The organism is Microbacterium sp. KU4F (genome assembly GCF_056868075.1).
In genome coordinates this window covers 836,018-856,821 of sequence record NZ_CP200324.1, presented here as the reverse complement: position 1 = coordinate 856,821, position 20,804 = coordinate 836,018, and the positions used below count along the sequence as shown (strand labels likewise).

Genomic DNA, 20,804 nt, shown 5'->3' with positions numbered 1-20,804 from the left:
CTCAGCCCTCGGTCCATCGGCGCAGCGCCTCCCGGGATGCGCGTGCGGTCTCTTCGCGGCTCTCGTCGTCGTCCTCCGCCGTGTCGGCGGTATCGTCGTGCGCCGGCTGCGGCCTGGCCGTCCAATCGGACAGATCCACTGGCAGCGTCGGCATGCCCTCCGCGGACGCCGGTCCCTGACGATCCTCCTCCTCGGCGAGGTAGGCGCCCAGCTCGACCGGGTCGTATGCGTCGGTCTGCATCGATGTCTGCCCGCCCGCGGGCTCGGTCTCCGGTACCCGCCCGAGAAGCGCGATGGCATCCTCGACGTCGGCGGAGACGCCGCGCACGAGCTCGGTGCCCGCGGTCGCATCGGCGAGGGACGCCAGGAGCTTCGCGGCGTCCTGGACCACGAACTCATCACCCTGGTCGACGCCGTGCACCAACCACTTCGCGAACTCGAGCTCGGCGAACAACCGCGCCCGGGCGATCAGGGCAGGGTCCTGCGAACGGTGCGACGCCGCCGTGTAGCCGTCGTGAACACCCTCGACGGATTCCGGCGCGGAGCCCAGCCATCGAAGGTCCACGGCGGGATCCCCGATCGACAAGCCCTGCCAGTCCAGAAGGGCGACCACCTCGGGAGTCCCGTCGACGTCGTCGAAGACGAAGGAGGACACCTCGAGCCCGTCCAGGACGACGGTGGGCTCGTACCGCCACGCCGCGTCGTCGTCGATCAGACTCAGCCAGCGCTCCCGGAGCTCGGGAACGAGGCGGCCCGTGTCGTCGGCGCGCTCGACGAGGCGCCGTGCGTCGGTACGCACCTGCTGCGCAGAGCGCACCGGATACCCCTCGGCGCGGATCACGGTCACGGGGAGATCGTGTACCGCGGCGATGGCCCGTCCGACCAGCCCGGTGAACCCGGGGCCGGGCGGCAGATCGGCCGCATCGACGCGGTAGCCGACGAGGTAATCGGTGACGATGACCTGCTCGGAGCCCATCGTGGTCTCGCCCAGCACCGTGGGCGCCTGGAAGGGGAGCAGGCTTCGCACACCGGCACTCAGTGATGACAGCACGCGGGCATCCGCGCGCGCCGTGCGGCCGGCCTCGTCGTCGCCCGCGACGCGTACCACGACGTGGCGGCCGTCGGCGAGCTCCACCAGTGCCGCGGCGGTGCCGGTCTCGTCCGCGCTTCCCAACCGTCCCGCGCTCACGACGACGGCCTCCGGAAGAGCCGCCGTCACCGACGCGGCTAGAGTGAGAGGTGAGCGTGGCATGCACCCAGGGTAGGCGTCCACCCCCGGCCCGAGCCCGTCGCCACGCCCGTCGAGGAGGTATCGGTGAGCGTTTCCGACACCGGTGCACAGGCTCTGTTCCCGCTCCGGCGCGCCGCGGAAGAGCGGCAGGAACCGGCGCTGGTCGACAGACTGCGCGCCGACGAGACCACCCTCGCCCTCGCTGTGGCGGGCGACCTCGTCTCGATCTCCGGCAGTGCGGAGGAGCCTCGTCTGCGCCTGGTCGCCGCGGCCGGAGTGGCCGCATCCGAGTGGGCCTTCCTCGGGCGTACGGTCGACGGGCGGGGCGTCCTTGCAGCGGTGACCGAGACCGTCGCCGAGCCCTTCGCCCGGCTGCGGGAGATCGGCGGGCTTCTGCCGGAGGCGGAATCGGATGCGGCGACCACCGCCGTGGCGCTGAGCAGCTGGCTGCGCGAGCAGGCGTACTGCCCGTACTGCGGAACACGTACCGAACTGCGACAGGCGGGCTGGGCGCGTCACTGCCCGCGGTGCGGACGCGAGCACTTTCCGCGAACGGATCCCGCGATCATCGTCGCCGTGCACGACGCCGACGACCCGGACCGGCTGCTCCTGGGCAGCAATGCCGCCTGGCCCGCCGGCCGGTACTCGTGCTTCGCCGGGTTCGCGGAGGCGGGCGAGTCGCTGGAGGACGCGGTGGCCCGCGAGGTGGCGGAGGAGGCGGGGGTCGAGCTCGTCCGGGTTCGCTACCGCGGATCCCAGGCCTGGCCGTATCCTCGGTCGCTCATGCTCGGCTTCCACGCTGCCGCGCGGGTCGCCGATGCGGCCCGCCCGGACGGTGACGAGATCGTCGAGGTCCGCTGGTTCACCCGCGAGGAGATCGGGGACGCGCTCGAGGGCAGGGGAGAGGTCGTGCTGCCGGGTTCCGCATCCATCTCCTGGCGTCTGATCCGCGACTGGTACGAGGAGCGCGCATGAGCGTCGACATCCTTGCCGATCTCGACGAGCAGCAGCACGCCGCGGTCATGGCTGTGCGCGGCCCGGTTCGGGTGCTGGCGGGAGCGGGCACGGGCAAGACCCGCGTGATCACACGCCGCATCGCCTACGGCGTCGACAGCGGCACGTACTCACCGGGCCGCGTGATGGCACTGACCTTCACGGCCAAGGCGGCGGGCGAGATGCGCGGACGTCTGCGCGCGCTCGGGATCGTGGGTGTCGCCGCGCGCACGTTCCACGCCGCGGCACTGTCGCAGCTGAACTACTTCTGGCCGCAGGTGGCGGGTGCCCCCGCACCGCGCATCATCGACAACAAGGTGCGGCTGCTGGCGCAGGCGGCCGAGCAGCAGCGGCTGCACCTCGACACCGCGACCCTGCGCGACGTCGCCTCCCACATCGAGCAGCGCAAGGTCGCGATGCAGCGGATCGAAGAGATCGGAAGCACCCGTCCGGTCACCATCGGCAGCCTCGACACCGGTCAGATCCGCGATCTGCACGCCGCCTACGAGAAGCTGAAGGACGAGCGTCACCAGCTCGACTTCGAGGACGTGCTGCTCGCCTGCGCCGGCATGATCGAGGCGGAGCCGCGCGTCGCCCAATCGGTGCGCGAGCAGTACCGGCACTTCACGGTCGACGAGTTCCAGGACGTCTCGCCGCTGCAGAACCGGCTGCTCGAACTGTGGCTCGGAGAGCGACGCGACCTGTGCGTCGTGGGCGACGCGAGCCAGACGATCTACTCCTTCGCCGGGGCGCGCGCCGATTACCTCCTGGACTTCCCAAGACATCATCCCGACGCGCGCAGCTTCACGCTCGAGCACAACTACCGCAGCGACCAGCCCGTGCTCCGCGTGGCCAACGCCCTCATGCGCGGTCGTCCGGGCGCGCTGCAGCTCGTCACCGAACGCGGCGCGGACTCCCCGGTGCCCACGGTGACCCGCTTCGACGACGACGCCCACGAGGCGGCAGGTGTGGCCGCCCGCATCCGGGCGCAGCTCGACGACGGCGTGGATCCCCGTCAGATCGCCGTGCTCTACCGGGCACACGCCCAGTCGGCGGAGCTGGTGACGGCGCTCGCGGATGCGGGTGTTCCCACCAGCGTGATGGGCGGCAAGCGCTTCTTCGACCTGCCGGAGGTGCGTCAGGCCGTCATGGCGCTGCGCGCTGCGACGGTCGCCCCGATGCAAGGGGGCTTCCGTGACACGGTGCGCGACGTGCTCCGCGGATGCGGGTACACCGACGAGCCGCCCGCCGTCGGTGGCGCACTGCGCGATGCGTGGGAAGCGCGCGCCGCACTGTTGGCGCTCGCCGAAGAACAGCCGGAGGACACCACGCTGCGCGCATTCACGGACGACCTGATGGCCAGGGCGCGCGACCAGCACGAGCCCTCGCTGGCGACGGTAACTCTCGCGACGCTGCACGCCGCGAAGGGTCTCGAGTGGGACCACGTGCATCTCGTGGGACTGTCGGAGGGATTGCTGCCGATCTCCTACGCGCAGGGATTCGAGCAGATCGATGAGGAGCGGCGGCTGGCGTACGTCGGCATCACGCGGGCCGCGCGAACGCTGTCGCTCTCGTGGGCATCGCAGTCGGCGCGGCAGACTCGGCAGCCGTCGCGCTTTCTGCAAGAGATCGGCACGCGCACGCTGGATGAACGACCGGCCAGGCCGACTGCCGGTGGGGCGAGGAAGCAGCGAACGTCATCCGGCGCCGCGCGGCCGACGGGCGCAGCTGACCGGTGAGCAGGCGCGCGGTGTAGGCGACCGCCTCGGCAATCAGCGCCGCCGCGACCGGCGGGGCTGGTTGGGACATGCGCTGCGCCGCGATGCCCGGCCAGGCCGCATCCTCGTCACGACGGTGCGCCGCATCACAGGCGAGGCACGGCCCGTCGCCGGGAGTGATCAGCGGCCCCACGTGCACCTGGTCGCCAGCGAGGGTGATCGGTAGATGCGATCGCTCGTCGCGCAGGTGCCCGAGATAGCGTCCGGGGTCGGCGACGAACGACTCCAGCATGACGACCGTGCAGTCCTCGTCAGGGTCGGTCACGAGCTCCACCGAGGTGTCGAGCAGCCGGATCACGGCGACGGCTGTGGCCCCGTCGATCGCGTCGGAGACCTCGAATCCCACGCGCGTGCGGGGAGCGTCCGAGCACAGCACGGGCGCGAGCTGCTCCAGCATGCCCGCGACCGCGGCCCGGTCCGCCCCGAGCGAGGCGGCGAGCGTGATCGCGTCGTTGGAGCTGATACCCGTGCGAAGCGCATGCACGAGCCATTCGTGCCACGGCTCGGCCCGGGCGATCACGGCGCGCGCCTGGTCTCCGAACTGCAGCGTGCGCTCGTCGCGCCAGACCGGCGGATAGGCGGGATCGAGTCGGAGCATGCCCCGATTCTGTTCCCGTCGACACGGACGCCGTGGTTGTCCACACCGCCCGACCCGCATCGGGGTCGGTTGGGGAGGAGAGATCAGACGGGCCGGGGGCCTTCGGGCCCCTCACCGCCCTCCTCCTCGGCGAGCAGTTGCTCGAGGGCCTCGTCCATCGCATCCCGCTGCGGGGCCTCGCCCCGCGCGCGTGCCGACAGCCGCTCGATCAGCACGGTCGGGTCGTCGATGTCGGCCGCGCCCGGAAGCAGGTCCGGGTAGTCCCAGAGGGCGTCGCGACCGGCGACACCGACGGCGTCGGTGACCTGACGCCACATCGCGGCGGCCTCCCGCATCCGTCGCGGACGCAGCTCGAGGCCGACGAGGGAGCCCAGTGCCTTCTCGGCGGGACCGCCGACCGCGCGACGGCGCCGGACGACCTCCGCGATGCGGTCGGCGCTGGGCAACCGGTGGGTCGCGTCGGCCGTCACGATGTCCACCCAGCCTTCGATGAGAGCCAGGAGTGTCTCGAGGCGAGTGAGGGCAAGGTCCTGCTGCTCCGTGCGCTCGGGAAGCAGCGCGCCGCTCTCGAGGGCCTGGCGCAGTTCCTCGGGCTGGCTGGGATCGAAGCGCTCCGCGAGCTCTTCGAGTCGGCTCGTGTCGACGTGGATGCCGCGCGCGAACTCGGTCACCTGAGCGATGACGTCCAGGCGCAGCCAGCGGGCGTGGCGGAAGAGACGGGCATGGGCCAGCTTCCCGGGTTGCGACGTACAGTGCGAGCTGGTCCTCCGGGATCTCCAGGCCCTGGCCGAAATCGGCGAAGTTCTGCGGCAGGATCGCCGCGGCACCGGCGGGCATGACGGGAAGTCCCACGTCGCCGCCGCTGACGACCTCCATGGACAGACGCCCCACCACCTGGCCCAGTTGGGTCGCGAACAGCGAGCCGCCGATCGAGCGCATCATGCGTCCAGCCCCCTGGAGCATGGACTGCATCTCTTCGGGCGCCTGCTCGGCCAGCGTGGCGGTGAGAGCATCGGCGATGCTCGTGGCGACCGGCTCGGCGAGCTCGCGCCAGACCGGCATCGTCGCCTCGACCCAGGCGCCGCGGGTCAGAGCGCGCGGCGCCTCGGCGAGCTCGGAGATCGTGGTGGCCTCGCCCAGCCACAGCGTGGCGAGCGAGAAGGCCTGGTCGAGATCGCTGCGCGAGCCTGCGGCCACGCCGAGGTCGCTCTGGTTCGCGATGTGCAGAGCCTGTCGCTCCGCCGCATCCCACGCGATCGAACCGTCCGAGCTCGTGAAGGCGCGCTGCATCTGGCCCATCATCTGCTGCATCATCGCGGGGTCGATGCCCATCTGCTGGAGCTGTCCCAGTTGTTCCGGGTCGAGACCGTCTGCTCCGAACAGCTGGCGCAGCAGTTCCTGGAACTGGTCTTCGGGGTTCCGGTCGTCCTCGTCTGCCACGTCAGGCGCCTTTCAGCCGGGGGATAACGTCCCGTTCTACGCTAGTCGTAGGGATACATCGCACAGCCGGGCGAGCACGACTTCGCCGTACGCCGGCCGCGAACGGCCGACGGAAGAGGCACAGTGACATTGTTCGAGACCCCGGGCGTCATCGCGCCCGAGCCGCCGCGTCGACGCATGCCGCGGGGCGCGGTAGCCGGTATCTGGGCGCTGGTCGTCGCCCTGCTGGCGCTGCTGGCGATGTCGTTCCTGCCGAGCCCGTACGTGATCGAGCGTCCCGGTCCCGTCTACAACACGCTCGGGGAGGTCACCGACGCCGACGGCAAGGACGTGCCGTTGATCGCCATCGACGGTGCCGAGACCTATCCGACGGACGGATCGCTGGACCTGCTCACCGTGCAGGTCGTCGGCTCACCCGAGCAGCGGCTGTCCTGGCTGGACGCGGCCGTCGCCTGGTTCGACCCCACCAAGGCGGTGGTCCCGATCGAGCAGATCTTCCCGACGGGGCAGACCAGCGAGCAGCGATCGGAACAGAACACCGCGATGATGGTGGACTCGCAGGCGGATGCCACCGCCGCTGCGCTCACGCATCTCGGCTACGACGTGAGCCCTCAGCTGCAGGTCACCGCCGTCGCCGACGGATCGCCCGCGAGCGGTCAACTCCAGGCGGGCGATCGCGTCCTCCAGGCGAACGGCACGGCCGTCACGACGGCCGACGGCCTGCGCCGCATCATCAACGACGGTGCGGGCGCGCCTGTCCAGATCCTCGTCGACCGCGGCGGCGCCCAGGAGAGCGTCACGGTCACGCCGCAGGAGGGAACCGGTGACGCGGCGGGCATCTGGCAGATCGGGATCACCCTGACCGTGTCCTACACGTTCCCCTTCGACGTCCAGGTGCAGCTCAACAACGTCGGCGGGCCGTCGGCGGGCATGATGTTCGCGCTGGGAATGATCGATCAGCTCACTCCGGGCGAGCTCAACGGAGGCGCGCAGGTCGCCGGCACCGGCACCATCACGGCCGACGGCGAGGTGGGCCCCATCGGCGGCATCCGCCAGAAGCTCTGGGGTGCGCACGACGCCGGCGCGCAGTACTTCCTCGCGCCCGAGAGCAACTGCGACGAGGTGGTCGGCCACGTTCCCGACGGTCTCCGCGTCTTCTCGGTGTCGACGCTCGACGACGCGGTCGACGTGCTCGATGCGATCTCGTCCGACGCCGATCTCGACGCGCTTCCCACCTGCAGCTGACCGATCGCCGTGCATAGCGGGCTCACGGCGACCGCCGGCGTATGCCCCTCGTAGGATGAAGGGGTGACTTCGACCGCAGCGCCGACGCCCGTCCCTGTCAACCGATCCCGGCGGGTGATCGCGATCTCGCTTGCCGTCATCGCGGCGCTCGCGGTGGGGTTCTTCCTCTTCGCGAGCCTCTACGCGGACTGGCTCTGGTACGACCAGCTCGGCTACTCGACGGTTCTGACCACGCAGTGGCTCTGGCGCGCCGCGATGTTCGTCGTCGGTTTCCTCGGGATGGCCATCCCGATCTGGATCACGATCCAGCTCGCCTATCGGCTCCGACCGGTCTACGTGCGACTGAGCTCCCAGCTCGACCGTTACCAGGAGGTCGTCGAGCCGCTGCGTCGCCTCGCCATGTGGGGGATCCCGGTCTTCTTCGGCTTCTTCGCCGGTTTCGCGACCTCGGCGCAGTGGGAGACCGCGGCGCTCTGGCTGGGCGGCGTCCACACCGACACCGCAGACCCGCAGTTCGGCATGGACACCGGCTTCTACCTGTTCGCGCTGCCGTTCTACCAGGGCGCCGTCGGCTTCGCCTCGGCGGTCGTCCTGGTGGCACTGCTGGTCACCGCGCTCGTGTCCTACCTCTACGGTTCGGTGCGCATCGGCCAGCGTGAGCTGCGCATCTCCAAGCCCGCCCGCATCCAGCTCGCGATCATCGCGGGCCTCTACCTGCTGCTGCAGGGAGCGAGCCTGTTCCTCGACCGCTTCGGCACCTTGACGCAGGCGGGCGACCGCATCACGGGTGCGAGCTACACGACCGTCAACGCGACGATCCCCGGCCTCACGATCCTCTCGATCGTCGCCGCCTTCGTCGCCGTGCTCTTCTTCGTCACGGCCGTCATCGGACGCTGGCGCTACCCGCTGATCGCGACCGCCCTGCTGGTGGTCACCTCCCTCGTGGTGGGGGTGGCGTACCCGTGGATCCTCAACACGGTCCAGGTGCGGCCCAACCAGCGCACGCTCGAGATGCCGTACTTCGAGCGGAACCTCGAGGCGACCAAGACGGCGTTCAACATCGAGGGTCTCGACACGACGTCGTACGACGCGAAGACCGATGCCGAGCCCGGCCAGCTGCGCTCGGACGCCGAGACCACCGCATCCATCCGCATCATGGACCCGGCCATCATCCAGCCGACCGTGCGTCAGCTGCAGCAGTACCGCCCGTACTACCGCTTCGAAGACCCGCTCGATGTGGACCGGTACAAGATCGACGGTCAGACGCAGGACACCGTGGTCTCGGTCCGCGAGGTGAACACCGCGGGCCTCGGCGATGCGGCTTCCTGGCAGAACTCCACCCTCGTCTACACCCACGGTTACGGTCTCGTTGTCGCCAAGGGCAACGAGCGGACGACCGACGGCGACCCCGTCTTCATCGAGGGCAGCATCCCCGCATCCGGGTTCCTCACCGACGAGAAGTACGAACCGCGGATCTACTTCGGCGAGAACTCGCCCGCGTACTCCATCGTAGGTGCGCCCGAGGGCACGACGCCGATCGAGCTCGACTACCCGTCGGCGAGCGACGGCGGCAACGACACCCGCACGACCTTCGACGGCGACGGCGGCCCGACCATCGGCAACATGTTCAACCGTCTCATCTACGCACTGAAGTTCCAGTCGGAGCAGATCGTGTTCTCCGACTCGATCAACGAGAACTCGCAGATCCTCTACGACCGTGACCCCGCCGTGCGCGTGCAGAAGGCGGCGCCGTACCTCACGCTCGACTCCGACCCGTATCCGAGCGTCGTGGACGGCCGCGTGGTGTGGATCGTCGACGGCTACACGACGAGCGACCAGTACCCGTACTCGACGGCGACGAGCATGTCGCAGGCCATCGAGGATGCGAACAACCCCACTCCGCGCGTCGCGCTCGACAACGTCAACTACATCCGCAACTCGGTGAAAGCGACCGTGGACGCGTACGACGGCAAGGTCACGCTCTACGCCTGGGACGACACCGATCCGCTGCTGCAGGCGTGGCAGAACGTCTTCCCGACGACGATCAAGCCGGTCTCGGACATGTCCGCCGACCTGATGAGCCACGTGCGCTACCCGACCGACCTGTTCAAGGTGCAGCGCGCGATGCTCGGCGAGTACCACGTCGACACGGCGCAGTCGCTCTACGAGCGCGACAACGCGTGGTCCACGCCGGCCGACCCGCAGAACCCCGACGTCAACCAGCCGCCGTACTACCTGAGCATGAAGATGCCCGGTCAGGACGAGCCGAGCTACTCGATGTTCACGAGCTTCATCCCACAGTCGACGGGCACGGAGTCGCGCAACGTCCTCATGGGATACCTCTCGGTGGACTCGGATGCGGGCAGCCAGGCGGGCGTGAAGAGCCCGGACTACGGCAAGCTCAGGCTCTTGGAGATCACGGCGGGCGCCACCATCCCCGGTCCCGGCCAGGTGCAGAACACGTTCAACTCGGATCCCGGGATCTCGGCGCAGATCAACATCCTGAAACAGGGGCAGTCGAACGTCATCAACGGCAATCTGCTGACCCTCCCCGTCGGCGGGGGACTGCTGTACGTGCAGCCGGTGTTCGTGCAGGCCTCCAGCGGTACGCAGCTGCCGCAGCTGCAGAAGGTGCTCGTCGCCTTCGGCACCGAGGTCGCGTTCGAGGACACGCTCAACGAGGCGCTCAACGCCCTGTTCGGCGGCGACTCCGGCGCCAACGCGGGTGACCAGGACGTCGCACCGGACCCGGGGGCGACGCCCTCGCCCGACCAGACCGGTGGTACGGACGGTACGTCCACGGGAAACACCGGAAGCCCGGACTACCAGGCCGCGCTGCAGGACGCCCGTCAGGCGCTGATCGACCGGGACGCCGCCCTCAAGGCCGGCGACTGGACGAAGTACGGCGAGGCCGACAGTCGGCTCACGGCCGCGGTCGACAAGCTGATCGAGCTGGGCGGCTGACCCGCATCCGCTCCTCTTCGCGCCGGTCCCGCATTCCGCGGGGCCGGCGCGCTTGTCTTCACCAGCCCGCGAGACTGCATTCGCCGCACGAGATCACGGGTAAATACCGTGATCTCGTCACGGAGATGCAGTCTCGATGGTTCGAGTCGAAGGGATGCGGGCGAGCCGCGTCAGGCGGTGAGCAGCGCGTACCAGATGAGCAGCAGGGTCGTGCCGAAGCCACCCAGCTGATTGAGCCACAGGAACCGTCCCCAGCCGACCGTGGCCCGCTCGCACGTCTCATCGGTGATCGAGCGGTAGGGCCAGAGGGTGAGCAGGTACGGGATGACGAGCAAGCCTCCGAGCGGTCCCGGCCAGGCCGACGCGAGCATCACGAGACCCGCCGCGAGATAGCATCCGAGCGCGAACCACACGGTCCACCGCGCGCCGCGCACCGTCGCGATCGAGGAGATGCCGGCCTCGCGGTCCGCGGTGACGTCCTGCACGGCGCCGAACGCGTGGGAAGCGACGCCCCACAGGGCGAAGGCGACGAGGACGGCGATGAGCCCCGGCGTGAAGGTCGCGCCCGCGAGGACGAGCCCGTACACGGCGGGCGAGAAGAAGTGGATGCTGCTCGTCATCGAATCGGCGAACGGCACCTCTTTGAGGCGCAGCGGCGGCGCCGAGTAGAACACCACGAAGAACAGGCTGAGCGCGAGCACGACCCAGGATGCGGGCGAGCCGACCGCGACGAGGTACACGACGAACGGCAGGCACGACAGCGCCGCCGCCCACAGGGTGATCCGGTGCATCCGCCGATCGAGGACCGCGCCGTGCGTTCCGCCCTTGCGCGGATTGCGAAGATCCGACTCGTAGTCGAAGACGTCGTTCACACCGTACATCGCGAGGTTGTAGGGGACGAGGAAGAACAGCGTGCCGACGATGAGGGTGAGATCCACCGTGCGTGTGGTCATCACGACGGCCGCCGCGAACGGGAACGCCGTGTTGATCCAGCTCACGGGGCGCGACGAGACGAACAGCGTGCGCAGGATGTCGGCGGGGCGGAGGTCGGTCATTCGGTCTTCCGAGTCGGGAGCAGTGAGAGCACGGCGGGAACGCCGAACGCTGCGCACAGCGGATAGGAGAAGTCCTCGATCGGGGCGAGTCCGATCCGGATGCCGCTGAGATGCTCGGCGGGATAGGTGAACAGATCGAGGGCGATCATCACGTTATCGAAGACCGCGGTCAGCGCGAATAGCGCGATGGCGCAGGCGACGCTGGCCCGCATCCGTCGGGCGAAGCCCGGCCGGCGGGCGCTGACCGCGGTGACGATGGCGGTCACCAGCACGAACGGCAGCACGATGAGCGGGTAGGTCACGCCGCATCCCGTCTGCGTTTGGTGATCCGCAGGGATGCGGCGTGCACTACGAGCGCGAGGTAGCACAGGAACGCGAGGAACACCGGCTCCTCCAGCGGCAGGTGCGGGGCGAGATCGATGCCGACGAGCAGGGGGCTGCCGCCCTTGACGAAGACGCCCGTGGCGATGCCCACCGCATCCCAGAGGAGGAAGAAAGCGGTTCCGATCCCGACGGCTGCCGTGGTGCGCCCCGGCCGGGCCCACAGCGCCAGCCGGAACCGGGCATCGAGTGCGCCCACTCCGACGATGCTGACCAGCAGCGCCAGCAGGTAGAGCCCCGGCATCACACCGCCTCGGCCACCGGCTCGGGGAGAGGGCCCGCCGAGCGGTCGCCGCGCAGCCGCTTGACCACGAGCTCGGCGGAGATCAGGCACATGGGAAGTCCGATGCCCGGCAGCACGGACGCGCCCGCGTAGTACAGTCCCTCGACCTTGGCGGAGGCGTTGCGGGGCCGGAACAGGGCGCTCTGGGTGAGAGGATGCGCGAGACCCAGTGCGTTGCCGCGCCAGGCGTGCAAGTCGCTCTCGAAGTCGCCGGGGGCGATCGTGCGGCGCACGACGACGCGATCACGCAGGTCGGGAACACCGCACCATGCGGCGATCTGATCGATGGCCGCATCCGCCGCGCGCTCGATGACGACGTCACCGGCCCCGTCGACACCGCCGTGGCCGAGGCTCGGATCCGCGGGGATGGGCACCAGGACGAAGAGGTTCTCGTGGCCCTCGGGCGCGACGGAGGGGTCGGTCGCGCTGGGGCGGCAGACATAGAGCGACGCCGGATCCGGGATGCGGGTCGCGTCGCCGAAGATGGCCGCGAAGTTCGTACGCCAGTCCTCCGTGAACAGGAGCGTGTGGTGGGCGAGTTCGGGGAGCTCGCCCGTCACGCCGAGCAGCACGAGCAGCGCGCCGTAGCTCGGCGTCTTCGACTGCCACCAGGACTCCGGGTAGGTGCGGTACCGCTCGGGGACGAGGCGGGTCTCCGTATGGTGCAGATCGGCGGTGGAGACCACGACGTCGGCGTCGAAGCGGCGCCCGTCGGCGGTGACGACGCCGCGCGCGACGCCGTCGGCGACGAGGATGCGATCGACGTTCACGCCGGTCTCGATCACGACGCCGCGCTCGGTCGCGACGCGCGCGATGGCGTCGATCAGCGCGGTGAAGCCCCCCTGCGGATAGCGCACCCGATCATCGAGATCGAGGTGGCTCATGAGGTGGTAGAGGCTCGGCAGCTGGTACGGCGAGCCGCCCAGGAAGACGCCGGCGTAACCGAGGATCTGGCGGAGGCGCGTGTCGGTGAAGCGCTTGTCGATCCTGGACTGCAGCGGCTGGGTCAGCAGGCGCGTCAGGTGGCCCAGCCGACGCAGGATCGAACGGTCCGTGAGGTTGCCGAGCGACTCGTAGGTGTCGTACAGGAAGCGGGAGACGGCGAGGTCGTACGCCTCGCCGGCCGAGTCCAGGTACGCATCCAGACGCGCACCGGCTCCCGGCTCGATCGACTCGAACAGGGCGGTCGCTTCTTCACGACCAGATACGACGTCGACGGGTGCCTCATCGAGGTGGGATTCGGCATAGACGCGGTACGCGGGCACGAGATCGACGAGATCGAGCTGTTCTGCGGTCGTCGTGCCGAGCAGGCGGAAGAAGTGGTCGAACACCTCCGGCATCAGATACCAGCTGGGACCCGTGTCGAAGCGGAAGCCGTCGCGCTCCCACGAGCCCGCCCGGCCGCCCACCGCGTCACGCCCCTCGAGGAGGGCCACCTCGTGCCCGTCGTTCGCGAGCAGGGCGGCCGTGGCGAGCCCCGCGATCCCGCCTCCGATGACGACGGTGCGAATCATGAGCGTTCCTTCAGGGGTGCGGCGCCCAGCCAGGCGCGGGCGGCGAGAACCGCCTTCTGCGATGTGGGAACACGCACGCGCCCTTCGTCGGACGCCTGGCGTAGGCGCGCGGAGAGTGCGGCGAAGAGATCGTGGGCCGCCGTGACGGCCCTGCGGCAGTCCGAAGGCAGGAGCGGGACGGTGGCGGCTGCCGTTGCGAGGTCTCGATCGATCCGGTCGAGCACGTCGTCCCGCGTGCGCGCGACGCCGTCGACGGCGAGGTAGTCCCGTCCGAGGGCTCCCGCATCGTGCTCCAGGTCTCGAAGGAAGTTGACGTCCTGGAAGGCGCGCCCGAGCGCGCGTGCGCCCATCACGAGCTCGGCCGGGGGCGCGGAAGGGGACCGGCGTCCGGCGTTCTCGAAGACGGCGAGACACATCAGCCCCACCACTTCGGCCGATCCGTACACGTACGCGTCGTGCGACAGGTCGTCGTGTTCACGCACGCCGAGATCCGTCCGCATCGAGGCGAAGAACGGGGCCGTCAGGTCCTCGCCGATTCCGCACTCGCGGGCGGTCAGGGCGAAGGCATGCACGACGAGGTTCGCGCTGAATCCTCGCTCGACGGCTGCACGGGTCTCGCGCTCGAACGCGTCCAGCACTTCTTGCTGCCGCTCGCGGTCGAGCCCGGCCTCTCCGGCCGGTCCGTCCACGATCTCGTCCGCGACGCGAACGAGCGCATAGACATTGCGGATGTGGGGGCGTGTGCGCGGGCTGAGGAGCCCGGTCGCGAGGGCGAACGAGGTGGAGTACGCGCGGATGACGGATGCGGCGGCCGCCACCGCCGTGCGGTCGTAGAGGGAGAGCCCGCTCGGCTGATCGCGCGCGCTCACGGCATCCTCTCCGCGATGCGGGTCGCGAGCTCGTCGACGAGGGCGACAGCTGCGGGGGAGAGTGTGGCGGCATCGGCTCGCGCGGAGCGGAGCGTTTCGTCGATGAGCACCGCGAGACGCTCGCGGGCGCCTGTCGCATCCAGCGCGCGCTGCGCGGCGAGCACAGCCACGGGCCCCGTGTGTGCGACCGCGAGCGCCTCCGCGACTGCATCGCGGCCCGCCCCCTGCTGCGCCAGGACCACGAGCGGAGTGCGCTTGGCCTCGCGAAGATCGCTGCCCGCATCCCGCCCGGCCTGGTCGGCCGTGCCGAACGCGCCGATCAGGTCATCGACGAGCTGGAAGGCGAGTCCCAGCGCACCGCCGGCGCGGCGCAGCGCCTCGAGCTCGGGCTCGCTCGCGCCGGCGAGCAGAGCACCTGCGCGCAGCGGCGCGTCGAAGGAGTACACGGCGGTCTTGTCGTGTGCGGTCGTCAGCACGGACGCGGCCTCCGCCGCGTGCAGTCCCAGCGCGTTCTCGACGTCGGCGAGCTCGCCAGCAGCCGAGACCGACACGGCGTCGTCGAAGAGTTCCACGAGTGCCGTCCGGGTGGCGGCGGGCACGTCGACGAGCGCGAGGATGCGGGTGGCTTCGTACAACAGCAGATCGCCCCCGAGGATCGCCGCGGCGTCGCCGAGATCGTTCGCGCCCGAGCGGGACGCTCCTGCCGCGGTGGCGCGCGTTCGGAACTCCCCGGAGATGTTCAGTACGCCACGACGCTGGACGTCGTGGTCGATGACGTCGTCATGGACGACGAACGCCGCGTGCAGTAGCTCGAAGGCGGCAGCGACCTCGTAGACCGCCGGCAGCGCCTGGTCTGCGCCGTCGAATGCGAGATACGCGCCCACGACGTTGGCCGGCCGGAAGCGCTTTCCTCCGGTCGCCGCGCGCGTGACCGCGGCGGTGAGCGCGGCGTAGGCGTCTGCGCCGTCGGTCGCGCGGCGACGGATGCGGGCGAGAGCCGCATCGACCGCCGCGTCGATCCCCGCGCGGTTGTCCGCGCTGAGCCAGGAGATCATCGCGTCGCCGCCTGTATTCGCCGCTGGGTGACGAACAGATCGAGCTGACGTGCTTGCAGCACGAGCCAGGGGCTGAACGCCCACTCGGCGGCATCCAGCGCGGTCACGAGATCGGCGGGGTGCACCCACTGCGTCTCGAGCACCTCGAGCGGATTGGGCTGCGGCACGTTCTCGGCGCGGGCGACGTAGACGGGGCAGATCTCGTTCTCCACGATCCCGCTCGCGTCGGTGGCGCGGTACCGGAAGAGGGGGAGGGCCAGTTCGATGTCGGTCAGGCGCAGTCCGAGTTCGGAGTCGGCGTGACGCTTCACCGCGTTCAGGACGGGCTCGGCGGGCCGCGGGTGTCCACAGAAGGAGTTCGTCCACACGCCGGGCCAGGTGCGCTTGTGCAGGGCTCGACGGGTGACGAGGACGCGACCTTCGTCATCCAGAACATGGCAGGAGAAGGCGAGATGCAGCGCGGTGTCTGTACCGTGGACACTGCTCTTGGGCGCAGTCCCGATCTGGTTGCCCTCGTCATCCACAAGAATGACCTGTTCGATCTCGTCCATGCGCCCTTCCATTTTGCTAGTTTTACTAGCTAACCGAGTTCGATCGAGCATACATACGACCTGAGGGGGTGTCCACATGGCGAGTCCCGCTGACTCCGACGATACGTCGCGTGATATGGATCGCGCAGTATGGCGCGTCCTGTCGGCCGTGCGCGCCTTCAGCGACGCCATGGATCGCATGTACAGCGGCATGAAGGGCGACATGGACATGAACGCCACGGACCTCGCCGCTCTGCGCATGCTCATCATCCGCGAGCAGCGGGGACAGGACGTCAGCCCGCACGACATCGCGCGGCACCTACGGATCTCCACCGCCTCCACGACGAAGCTCGTCGACCGTCTCGAGGACTCGGGGCATGTTGTGCGCAAGCCGCATCCGGTGGATCGCCGGGCGAGGCTCATCTCGTTGACGGAGAAGTCCCGCACCGACTTCACGCACCACTTCCGCGACAGCATCGACGCGATGAGGGATGTCGCGTTCGACTACTCGCCGACGGAGCTCGCCGTGATCGCCGACTTCCTCGAACGGATGTCGATCGGCATCGACCCCGACGCTTGAGGAGCGAGAATCCGGTGTGACCAGGGCTTCCTGAGCAAAGCAGAAGGCCCGGATCCGAGGATCCGGGCCTTCTTTTTGTTGCGGGGACAGGATTTGAACCTGCGACCTCTGGGTTATGAGCCCAGCGAGCTACCGAACTGCTCCACCCCGCGGCACAAGAGATAACACTAGCACGCGTTCGAGCAGTGCGCGAATCGAGGCGGTTGCCGAGGTCCCTCCGGGCCGGGAGGATGGGGGAGTGCCCGCCGTTCTCTCCCTCGCCGTCGCGCAGTTCGCGCCGATCGCCGACCGCTCCGCCAACCTCGATCGCATCTGTCTGCTCGCGGCGCAGGCCGCCGCCCGCGGAGCCCGCGTGCTGGTGCTTCCGGAGTACAGCAGCTTCTTCGTCGACCCCTTCGACGCGTCGCTGCGCCAGAACGCAGAGCCCGGGATCGACGGGCCGTTCGTGCGGGGTCTGCGCGAGATCGCTGTGCGGGAAGACCTCACCCTGGTGGCGGGTCTGGTCGAGGCGGCGGATGCGGACCGCGTTCACAACACCGTCGTCGCGGTCGACGCCTCGGGTGTCGTCGCGAGCTACCGCAAGCAGCACCTCTACGACGCCTTCGGGCAGCAGGAGTCGGACTGGGTCGCGCCGGGAGACCTTGACAAGCCCCAGACCTTCACCGTCGACGGCGTCGTCTTCGGCATCATGACCTGCTACGACCTGCGCTTCCCCGAGGCCGCGCGCCGCATCGTCGATGCCGACGCGCACGTCATCCTCGTGCCGGCCGAATGGGTCCGCGGCCCGTTGAAGGAGCAGCAGTGGCAGACGCTGCTCGCTGCGCGCGCGATCGAGAGCACGGCGTTCGTCGCGGCGGCGGATCATCCCGCCCCGATCGGCGTCGGCCACTCCGTCATCCTCGATCCGCAGGGTGTGACCCTTGCCGGGCTCGCCGTAGGAGAAGGGCTTGCCGTGGCGCCGATCGACCTCGACGAGCTCGCCCGCATCCGTGCGGTGAACCCGGCGTTGCAGCTGCGGCGCTACCGCGTGGTGCCGCGCTGACTCAGGTCAGCGCCGTCAGACGGTGCATGGCCTCGGCGATGACCTCCGGGCGCTTGCAGGCCGCGAACCGCACGAGGCTCGCGTACTCGTGCTGTCTTTCCCGCGCGGCGAAGGCCGTCAGCGGGATCGCCACGACCCCGGCTTCGTGCGGAAGGCGGCGGCAGAACTCGTGCGCGTCGCTCACGCCGAGCGGGGCCGCATCCGCCACCGTGAAGTAGGAGCCACCGGCGCGGAAGGGGACGAACCTGGCGGAGCCGAGGCCCTCGCGCAGTACGTCGCGCTTGCGTTGCAGCGCGGTGCCGACGCCGGTGAAGAAGGCATCGTCCAGGCGAAGCCCTGCGGCGACGGCCGGCTGGAACGGCGCACCGTTGACATACGTCAGGAACTGCTTGACCGTGAGCACAGCGTCGATGAGGGATGCGGGCCCCGTGGCCCAACCGATCTTCCATCCCGTCACCGAGAACGTCTTGCCCGCGGACGAGATCGAGATCGTGCGCTCGGCAGCGCCCGGCAGCGTCGCGATAGGCACATGGCGGCGGCCGTCGAACACCAGATGCTCGTACACCTCGTCGGTCACGATGATCGCGTCGTGCCGATGCGCGAGGCGCACGATCTTCGCATGCACCTCATCGGCGAACACGACACCCGTGGGGTTGTGGGGATCGTTGAGCAGGATGACGCGGGTGCGGTCCGTGACGGCGGCGGCGAGCTGATCGAGGTCCGGCTGGAAATCGGGCCATCGAAGCGGCACGGTCACGAGCGTCGCGCCGGCCAGCGCCACATCCGCCGCATAAGCGTCGTAGTGGGGTTCGAAGACGACGACTTCGTCGCCCGGACCGACGAGCGCGAGGAGGGTCGCGGCAAGCGCTTCGGTGGCCCCCGCGGTGACGAGCACCTCGCGATCCGGATCGATGCGCAGCCCGTAGAACCGCGCCTGGTGTTCGGCGATCGCGAGGCGAAGATCCGCCGTGCCGCGACCAGGCGGGTACTGGTTGACACCCGTCGCGATCGCCTCACGCGCGATGTCGAGGAGTTCGGCTGGGCCGTCCTCATCAGGGAAGCCCTGGCCGAGGTTGATGGCAGCCGTTTCGGCCGCCAGCGCGCTCATCTCTGCGAAGATCGTAGGTGCAGGGGTGCCGTCCGAGCCCAGGAGTCCGGCGCCCGCGGCCACCCGGTGCCAGGGTGCGTTCTGGTTTCGCATTCAGCACACGTTAGTCCCATAGGGCTGTCCCAAGGCTGGCATAGGAAAACCACAGAGACGACGGTCACAGTGAAGATCGCCCGTCCAGAAGGAGCAACCATGAGTGACAACCAGGGCTCCCGCCCCGAATCCGAAGACTCTGTGTCCGAACCCGTCGCGCCCGCCGCATCGCCGCAGCCGGCTCCCGCGTCCGACGTGCCGACCACCCCGCCGGCCGCGGCTGCACCTGCTGCGCCGGCCATGCCGCCGCGCCCGCCCTACCCCGCCTCGTACCCGAAGGCGCCCGCCGGATACGGCGTCCCCGCAGCCGGTGCAGCCGCATCGGGCCAGGCGTTCGGCCCCGGCGCCCAGACCGCTCCGACGCTGCCGCTCGGCGGCCCGGCGCCGTCCGCGCCGGTGCGCAAGAAGTCGACCGCCGGTCGCACGGTGGGTCTGCTCGTTGCCGCGGCCCTCGTCGGCGGCGCCGCGGGCGTCGGTGGGACCTACGCCGGCATCAGCATGTGGGGTCAGACACAGACGACGGCGGCCAGCAGCCCCACCGTCGTGACGGTCAACGACACGCAGAAGGTCAACAACGTCACCGCCGTGGCCGCCAAGGTCCTGCCCAGCGTGGTCACGATCTCGGCCACCGCGAGCAACGGCGGCGGCACCGGCAGCGGTGTGGTGCTCTCCGAGGACGGCTACGTGCTCACCAACACGCACGTGGTGACGCTCGACGGCGCCACGGCCGATCCCACGCTGTCGGTCACGACCTCCGACGGCAAGGTCTACCAGGCCACGGTCGTAGGCACCGACCCGACGTACGACCTCGCAGTCATCAAGCTGACGGACGCATCAGGGCTGGCCCCGATCGACTTCGCCGACTCGAGCAAGCTCAACGTCGGAGACCAGGCGATCGCGCTCGGCGCCCCCCTCGGTCTCGACAACACGGTCACGACCGGCATCGTCAGTGCCCTGAACCGTTCCATCGAGATCGCCTCGTCGGCGGCGCCCGACGACTCCTCCACCAAGGAGGACGGCGGTCAGGGCCAGCAGGAGAGCCCGTTCCAGTTCGACTTCGGGCAGGGGCAGCAGCAACAGCAGCAGTCCCCGAACGCCACGATCAAGATCGCGGTCATCCAGACGGATGCGGCGATCAACCCGGGCAACTCGGGTGGCGCGCTGGTGGACTCCGACGGCAGGCTCATCGGCATCAACGTGGCCATCGCGTCCTCCGGCGGCAAGCTCGTCGGGCGGGCAGTCGGGCAACATCGGCGTCGGCTTCTCCATCCCCGCGAACATCGCCCAGCGCGTGGCAGACGAGATCATCAAGGACGGCAGTGCCACGCACGGCCTGCTCGGAGCGACCGTCGCCGACGCGGCGTCGCAGAAGAACGCCACGATCCAGGGCGCCTACATCCAGGACGTGTCCTCGGGCGGCGCGGCCGCCGGCGCGGGGCTGCGCTCCGGAGACATCGTCACCGAGTTCAACGGCGTTCCCGTCACCAACGCGATCGATCTCACCGCTCAGGTGCGTGCGGCCGCCGGCGGCTCCGAGGCCACGCTGAGCTACGTCCGCGACGGCAGGACCGAGACGGCCAAGCTCACGCTGGGCACGCTGCAGTAACCACACCGCTCCGACGGTTCGGACGCCACCTCGCGATAGGCTCGCGAGGTGGCGTCCTTCTCGTTCGGCGACGGCAATGCGAAGAAGCTCCTCGCCATCCCTCTCTATGCCGCCGGACGCGCCCTCACGCTGCTCGTGCCACGGGCGCGTGGGAGTTGGGTGTTCGGATCGGCGGCGGGAATCGCCGACGGCGGCCTCGCTGTCTGGAACGAGACGGTCGCGCGCGGCCACCGCGCCGTCTGGCTGATCCGCACCGATGCGCAGGCGCGGGATGCGGCATCTCGAGGCATCCCGCACGTTCGGGCTGATTCGCTGCGCGGACTCTGGCTCACGGCGCGCGCCGAGGTCGTCGTCGTCACGCATGGCTTCGGCGACGTCAACCGCTACACCGTGTCCGGGTCCTACCTCGTCCAGCTGTGGCACGGCATCCCGCTCAAGC

The 20,804-nt window shown here is 69.7% G+C and carries 18 protein-coding genes, 1 tRNA gene and 3 pseudogenes; 9 read left to right on the top strand and 13 right to left on the bottom strand.

Going from position 1 to position 20,804, the window contains the following annotated elements:
- Nucleotide 1: 1 nt before the first annotated feature.
- Nucleotides 2-1,252 carry a phosphotransferase gene (locus AC1VNH_RS04320; RefSeq protein WP_483110075.1) on the bottom strand — a complete coding sequence of 417 codons (1,251 nt, stop codon included), beginning with the start codon at nucleotides 1,250-1,252 and terminating at the stop codon, nucleotides 2-4.
- 63 nt (nucleotides 1,253-1,315) lie between these two features.
- On the opposite strand from AC1VNH_RS04320, the gene nudC reads away from it, so the two are divergent.
- Together nudC and AC1VNH_RS04310 are read left to right on the top strand one after the other, a co-directional pair.
- On the top strand, nucleotides 1,316-2,206 hold the full coding sequence (gene nudC, locus AC1VNH_RS04315; RefSeq protein ID WP_483110074.1) for an NAD(+) diphosphatase: 891 nt from the start codon (nucleotides 1,316-1,318) through the stop codon (nucleotides 2,204-2,206).
- Complete coding sequence (locus AC1VNH_RS04310) at nucleotides 2,203-3,963, top strand: ATP-dependent helicase (protein WP_483110073.1); 1,761 nt, start codon at nucleotides 2,203-2,205, stop codon at nucleotides 3,961-3,963. Before nudC ends, AC1VNH_RS04310 begins: the two co-directional genes overlap by 4 nt.
- 720 nt (nucleotides 3,964-4,683) lie before the next feature.
- Here the strand turns inward: AC1VNH_RS04310 and AC1VNH_RS04305 are convergent.
- Nucleotides 4,684-6,040: pseudogene (locus AC1VNH_RS04305) on the bottom strand (zinc-dependent metalloprotease).
- Between the two features lie 123 nt (nucleotides 6,041-6,163).
- Between AC1VNH_RS04305 and AC1VNH_RS04300 the strand changes: the two are divergent.
- Both AC1VNH_RS04300 and AC1VNH_RS04295 read left to right on the top strand, forming a co-directional pair.
- Nucleotides 6,164-7,285, top strand: coding sequence for a YlbL family protein (locus tag AC1VNH_RS04300; RefSeq protein WP_483110072.1), 1,122 nt, complete (start codon nucleotides 6,164-6,166; stop codon nucleotides 7,283-7,285).
- Nucleotides 7,286-7,348: 63 nt separating this feature from the next.
- Entirely contained in the window at nucleotides 7,349-10,249 is a 2,901-nt protein-coding gene (locus AC1VNH_RS04295) for a UPF0182 family membrane protein (RefSeq protein ID WP_483110071.1), read from the top strand.
- A 170-nt stretch (nucleotides 10,250-10,419) separates the two neighbouring features.
- Here AC1VNH_RS04295 and AC1VNH_RS04290 read toward each other — a convergent pair whose 3' ends face one another.
- From AC1VNH_RS04290 to idi, 7 genes are read right to left on the bottom strand one after another with little or no spacing between them, the layout of a single operon-like run.
- The gene (locus tag AC1VNH_RS04290) at nucleotides 10,420-11,304 is read right to left on the bottom strand and encodes a prenyltransferase (protein ID WP_483110070.1); all 885 of its coding nucleotides are present in this window, start codon (nucleotides 11,302-11,304) and stop codon (nucleotides 10,420-10,422) included.
- Nucleotides 11,301-11,606 (bottom strand): lycopene cyclase domain-containing protein, encoded by a 306-nt coding sequence (locus AC1VNH_RS04285; protein WP_483110069.1) that lies wholly within the window; start codon nucleotides 11,604-11,606, stop codon nucleotides 11,301-11,303. Before AC1VNH_RS04285 ends, AC1VNH_RS04290 begins: the two co-directional genes overlap by 4 nt.
- Nucleotides 11,603-11,929: a lycopene cyclase domain-containing protein gene (locus AC1VNH_RS04280; RefSeq protein ID WP_483110068.1), complete on the bottom strand. Its 327-nt coding sequence runs from the start codon at nucleotides 11,927-11,929 to the stop codon at nucleotides 11,603-11,605. The genes AC1VNH_RS04285 and AC1VNH_RS04280 overlap by 4 nt, the downstream gene beginning before the upstream one ends.
- Nucleotides 11,929-13,482 (bottom strand): phytoene desaturase family protein, encoded by a 1,554-nt coding sequence (gene crtI / locus AC1VNH_RS04275; protein WP_483110067.1) that lies wholly within the window; start codon nucleotides 13,480-13,482, stop codon nucleotides 11,929-11,931. Before crtI ends, AC1VNH_RS04280 begins: the two co-directional genes overlap by 1 nt.
- Nucleotides 13,479-14,351: a phytoene/squalene synthase family protein gene (locus AC1VNH_RS04270; RefSeq protein WP_483110066.1), complete on the bottom strand. Its 873-nt coding sequence runs from the start codon at nucleotides 14,349-14,351 to the stop codon at nucleotides 13,479-13,481. Before AC1VNH_RS04270 ends, crtI begins: the two co-directional genes overlap by 4 nt.
- Nucleotides 14,348-15,406 carry a polyprenyl synthetase family protein gene (locus AC1VNH_RS04265; protein ID WP_483110065.1) on the bottom strand — a complete coding sequence of 353 codons (1,059 nt, stop codon included), beginning with the start codon at nucleotides 15,404-15,406 and terminating at the stop codon, nucleotides 14,348-14,350. The genes AC1VNH_RS04270 and AC1VNH_RS04265 overlap by 4 nt, the downstream gene beginning before the upstream one ends.
- Complete coding sequence (gene idi / locus AC1VNH_RS04260; protein WP_483110064.1) at nucleotides 15,403-15,957, bottom strand: isopentenyl-diphosphate Delta-isomerase; 555 nt, start codon at nucleotides 15,955-15,957, stop codon at nucleotides 15,403-15,405. The genes AC1VNH_RS04265 and idi overlap by 4 nt, the downstream gene beginning before the upstream one ends.
- Before the next feature lie 76 nt (nucleotides 15,958-16,033).
- On the opposite strand from idi, the gene AC1VNH_RS04255 reads away from it, so the two are divergent.
- Complete coding sequence (locus tag AC1VNH_RS04255) at nucleotides 16,034-16,516, top strand: MarR family winged helix-turn-helix transcriptional regulator (RefSeq protein WP_483110063.1); 483 nt, start codon at nucleotides 16,034-16,036, stop codon at nucleotides 16,514-16,516.
- Between the two features lie 78 nt (nucleotides 16,517-16,594).
- Here the strand turns inward: AC1VNH_RS04255 and AC1VNH_RS04250 are convergent.
- Nucleotides 16,595-16,668: transfer RNA gene (locus AC1VNH_RS04250), tRNA-Met, on the bottom strand.
- An 86-nt stretch (nucleotides 16,669-16,754) separates the two neighbouring features.
- Between AC1VNH_RS04250 and AC1VNH_RS04245 the strand changes: the two genes are divergently transcribed.
- Nucleotides 16,755-17,558, top strand: a complete 804-nt coding sequence (locus AC1VNH_RS04245; RefSeq protein ID WP_483110062.1) for a carbon-nitrogen hydrolase family protein — start codon at nucleotides 16,755-16,757, stop codon at nucleotides 17,556-17,558.
- Between the two features lies 1 nt (nucleotide 17,559).
- On the opposite strand, the gene AC1VNH_RS04240 is transcribed toward AC1VNH_RS04245, so the two are convergent.
- The 3 genes from AC1VNH_RS04240 to AC1VNH_RS04230 all read right to left on the bottom strand — a co-directional run bounded on the left by AC1VNH_RS04240 (nucleotide 17,560) and on the right by AC1VNH_RS04230 (nucleotide 19,388).
- Nucleotides 17,560-18,759 (bottom strand): aminotransferase class I/II-fold pyridoxal phosphate-dependent enzyme, encoded by a 1,200-nt coding sequence (locus tag AC1VNH_RS04240; protein ID WP_483110061.1) that lies wholly within the window; start codon nucleotides 18,757-18,759, stop codon nucleotides 17,560-17,562.
- Between the two features lie 257 nt (nucleotides 18,760-19,016).
- The gene (locus AC1VNH_RS04235; RefSeq protein WP_483110060.1) at nucleotides 19,017-19,184 is read right to left on the bottom strand and encodes a hypothetical protein; all 168 of its coding nucleotides are present in this window, start codon (nucleotides 19,182-19,184) and stop codon (nucleotides 19,017-19,019) included.
- An 81-nt stretch (nucleotides 19,185-19,265) separates the two neighbouring features.
- Complete coding sequence (locus AC1VNH_RS04230; RefSeq protein ID WP_483110059.1) at nucleotides 19,266-19,388, bottom strand: hypothetical protein; 123 nt, start codon at nucleotides 19,386-19,388, stop codon at nucleotides 19,266-19,268.
- Here AC1VNH_RS04230 and AC1VNH_RS04225 point away from each other — a divergent pair.
- From AC1VNH_RS04225 to AC1VNH_RS04215, 3 genes and pseudogenes are all read left to right on the top strand, one after another.
- Nucleotides 19,345-19,914 (top strand): annotated as a pseudogene (locus tag AC1VNH_RS04225) (S1C family serine protease); the annotation flags it as partial. The gene AC1VNH_RS04230 and the pseudogene AC1VNH_RS04225 sit on opposite strands and share 44 nt — an antisense overlap.
- 136 nt (nucleotides 19,915-20,050) lie before the next feature.
- On the top strand, nucleotides 20,051-20,365 hold the full coding sequence (locus tag AC1VNH_RS04220) for a PDZ domain-containing protein (protein WP_483110058.1): 315 nt from the start codon (nucleotides 20,051-20,053) through the stop codon (nucleotides 20,363-20,365).
- A 48-nt stretch (nucleotides 20,366-20,413) separates the two neighbouring features.
- Nucleotides 20,414-20,773, top strand: a pseudogene (locus AC1VNH_RS04215) (CDP-glycerol glycerophosphotransferase family protein); the annotation flags it as partial.
- Nucleotides 20,774-20,804: the final 31 nt, after the last annotated feature.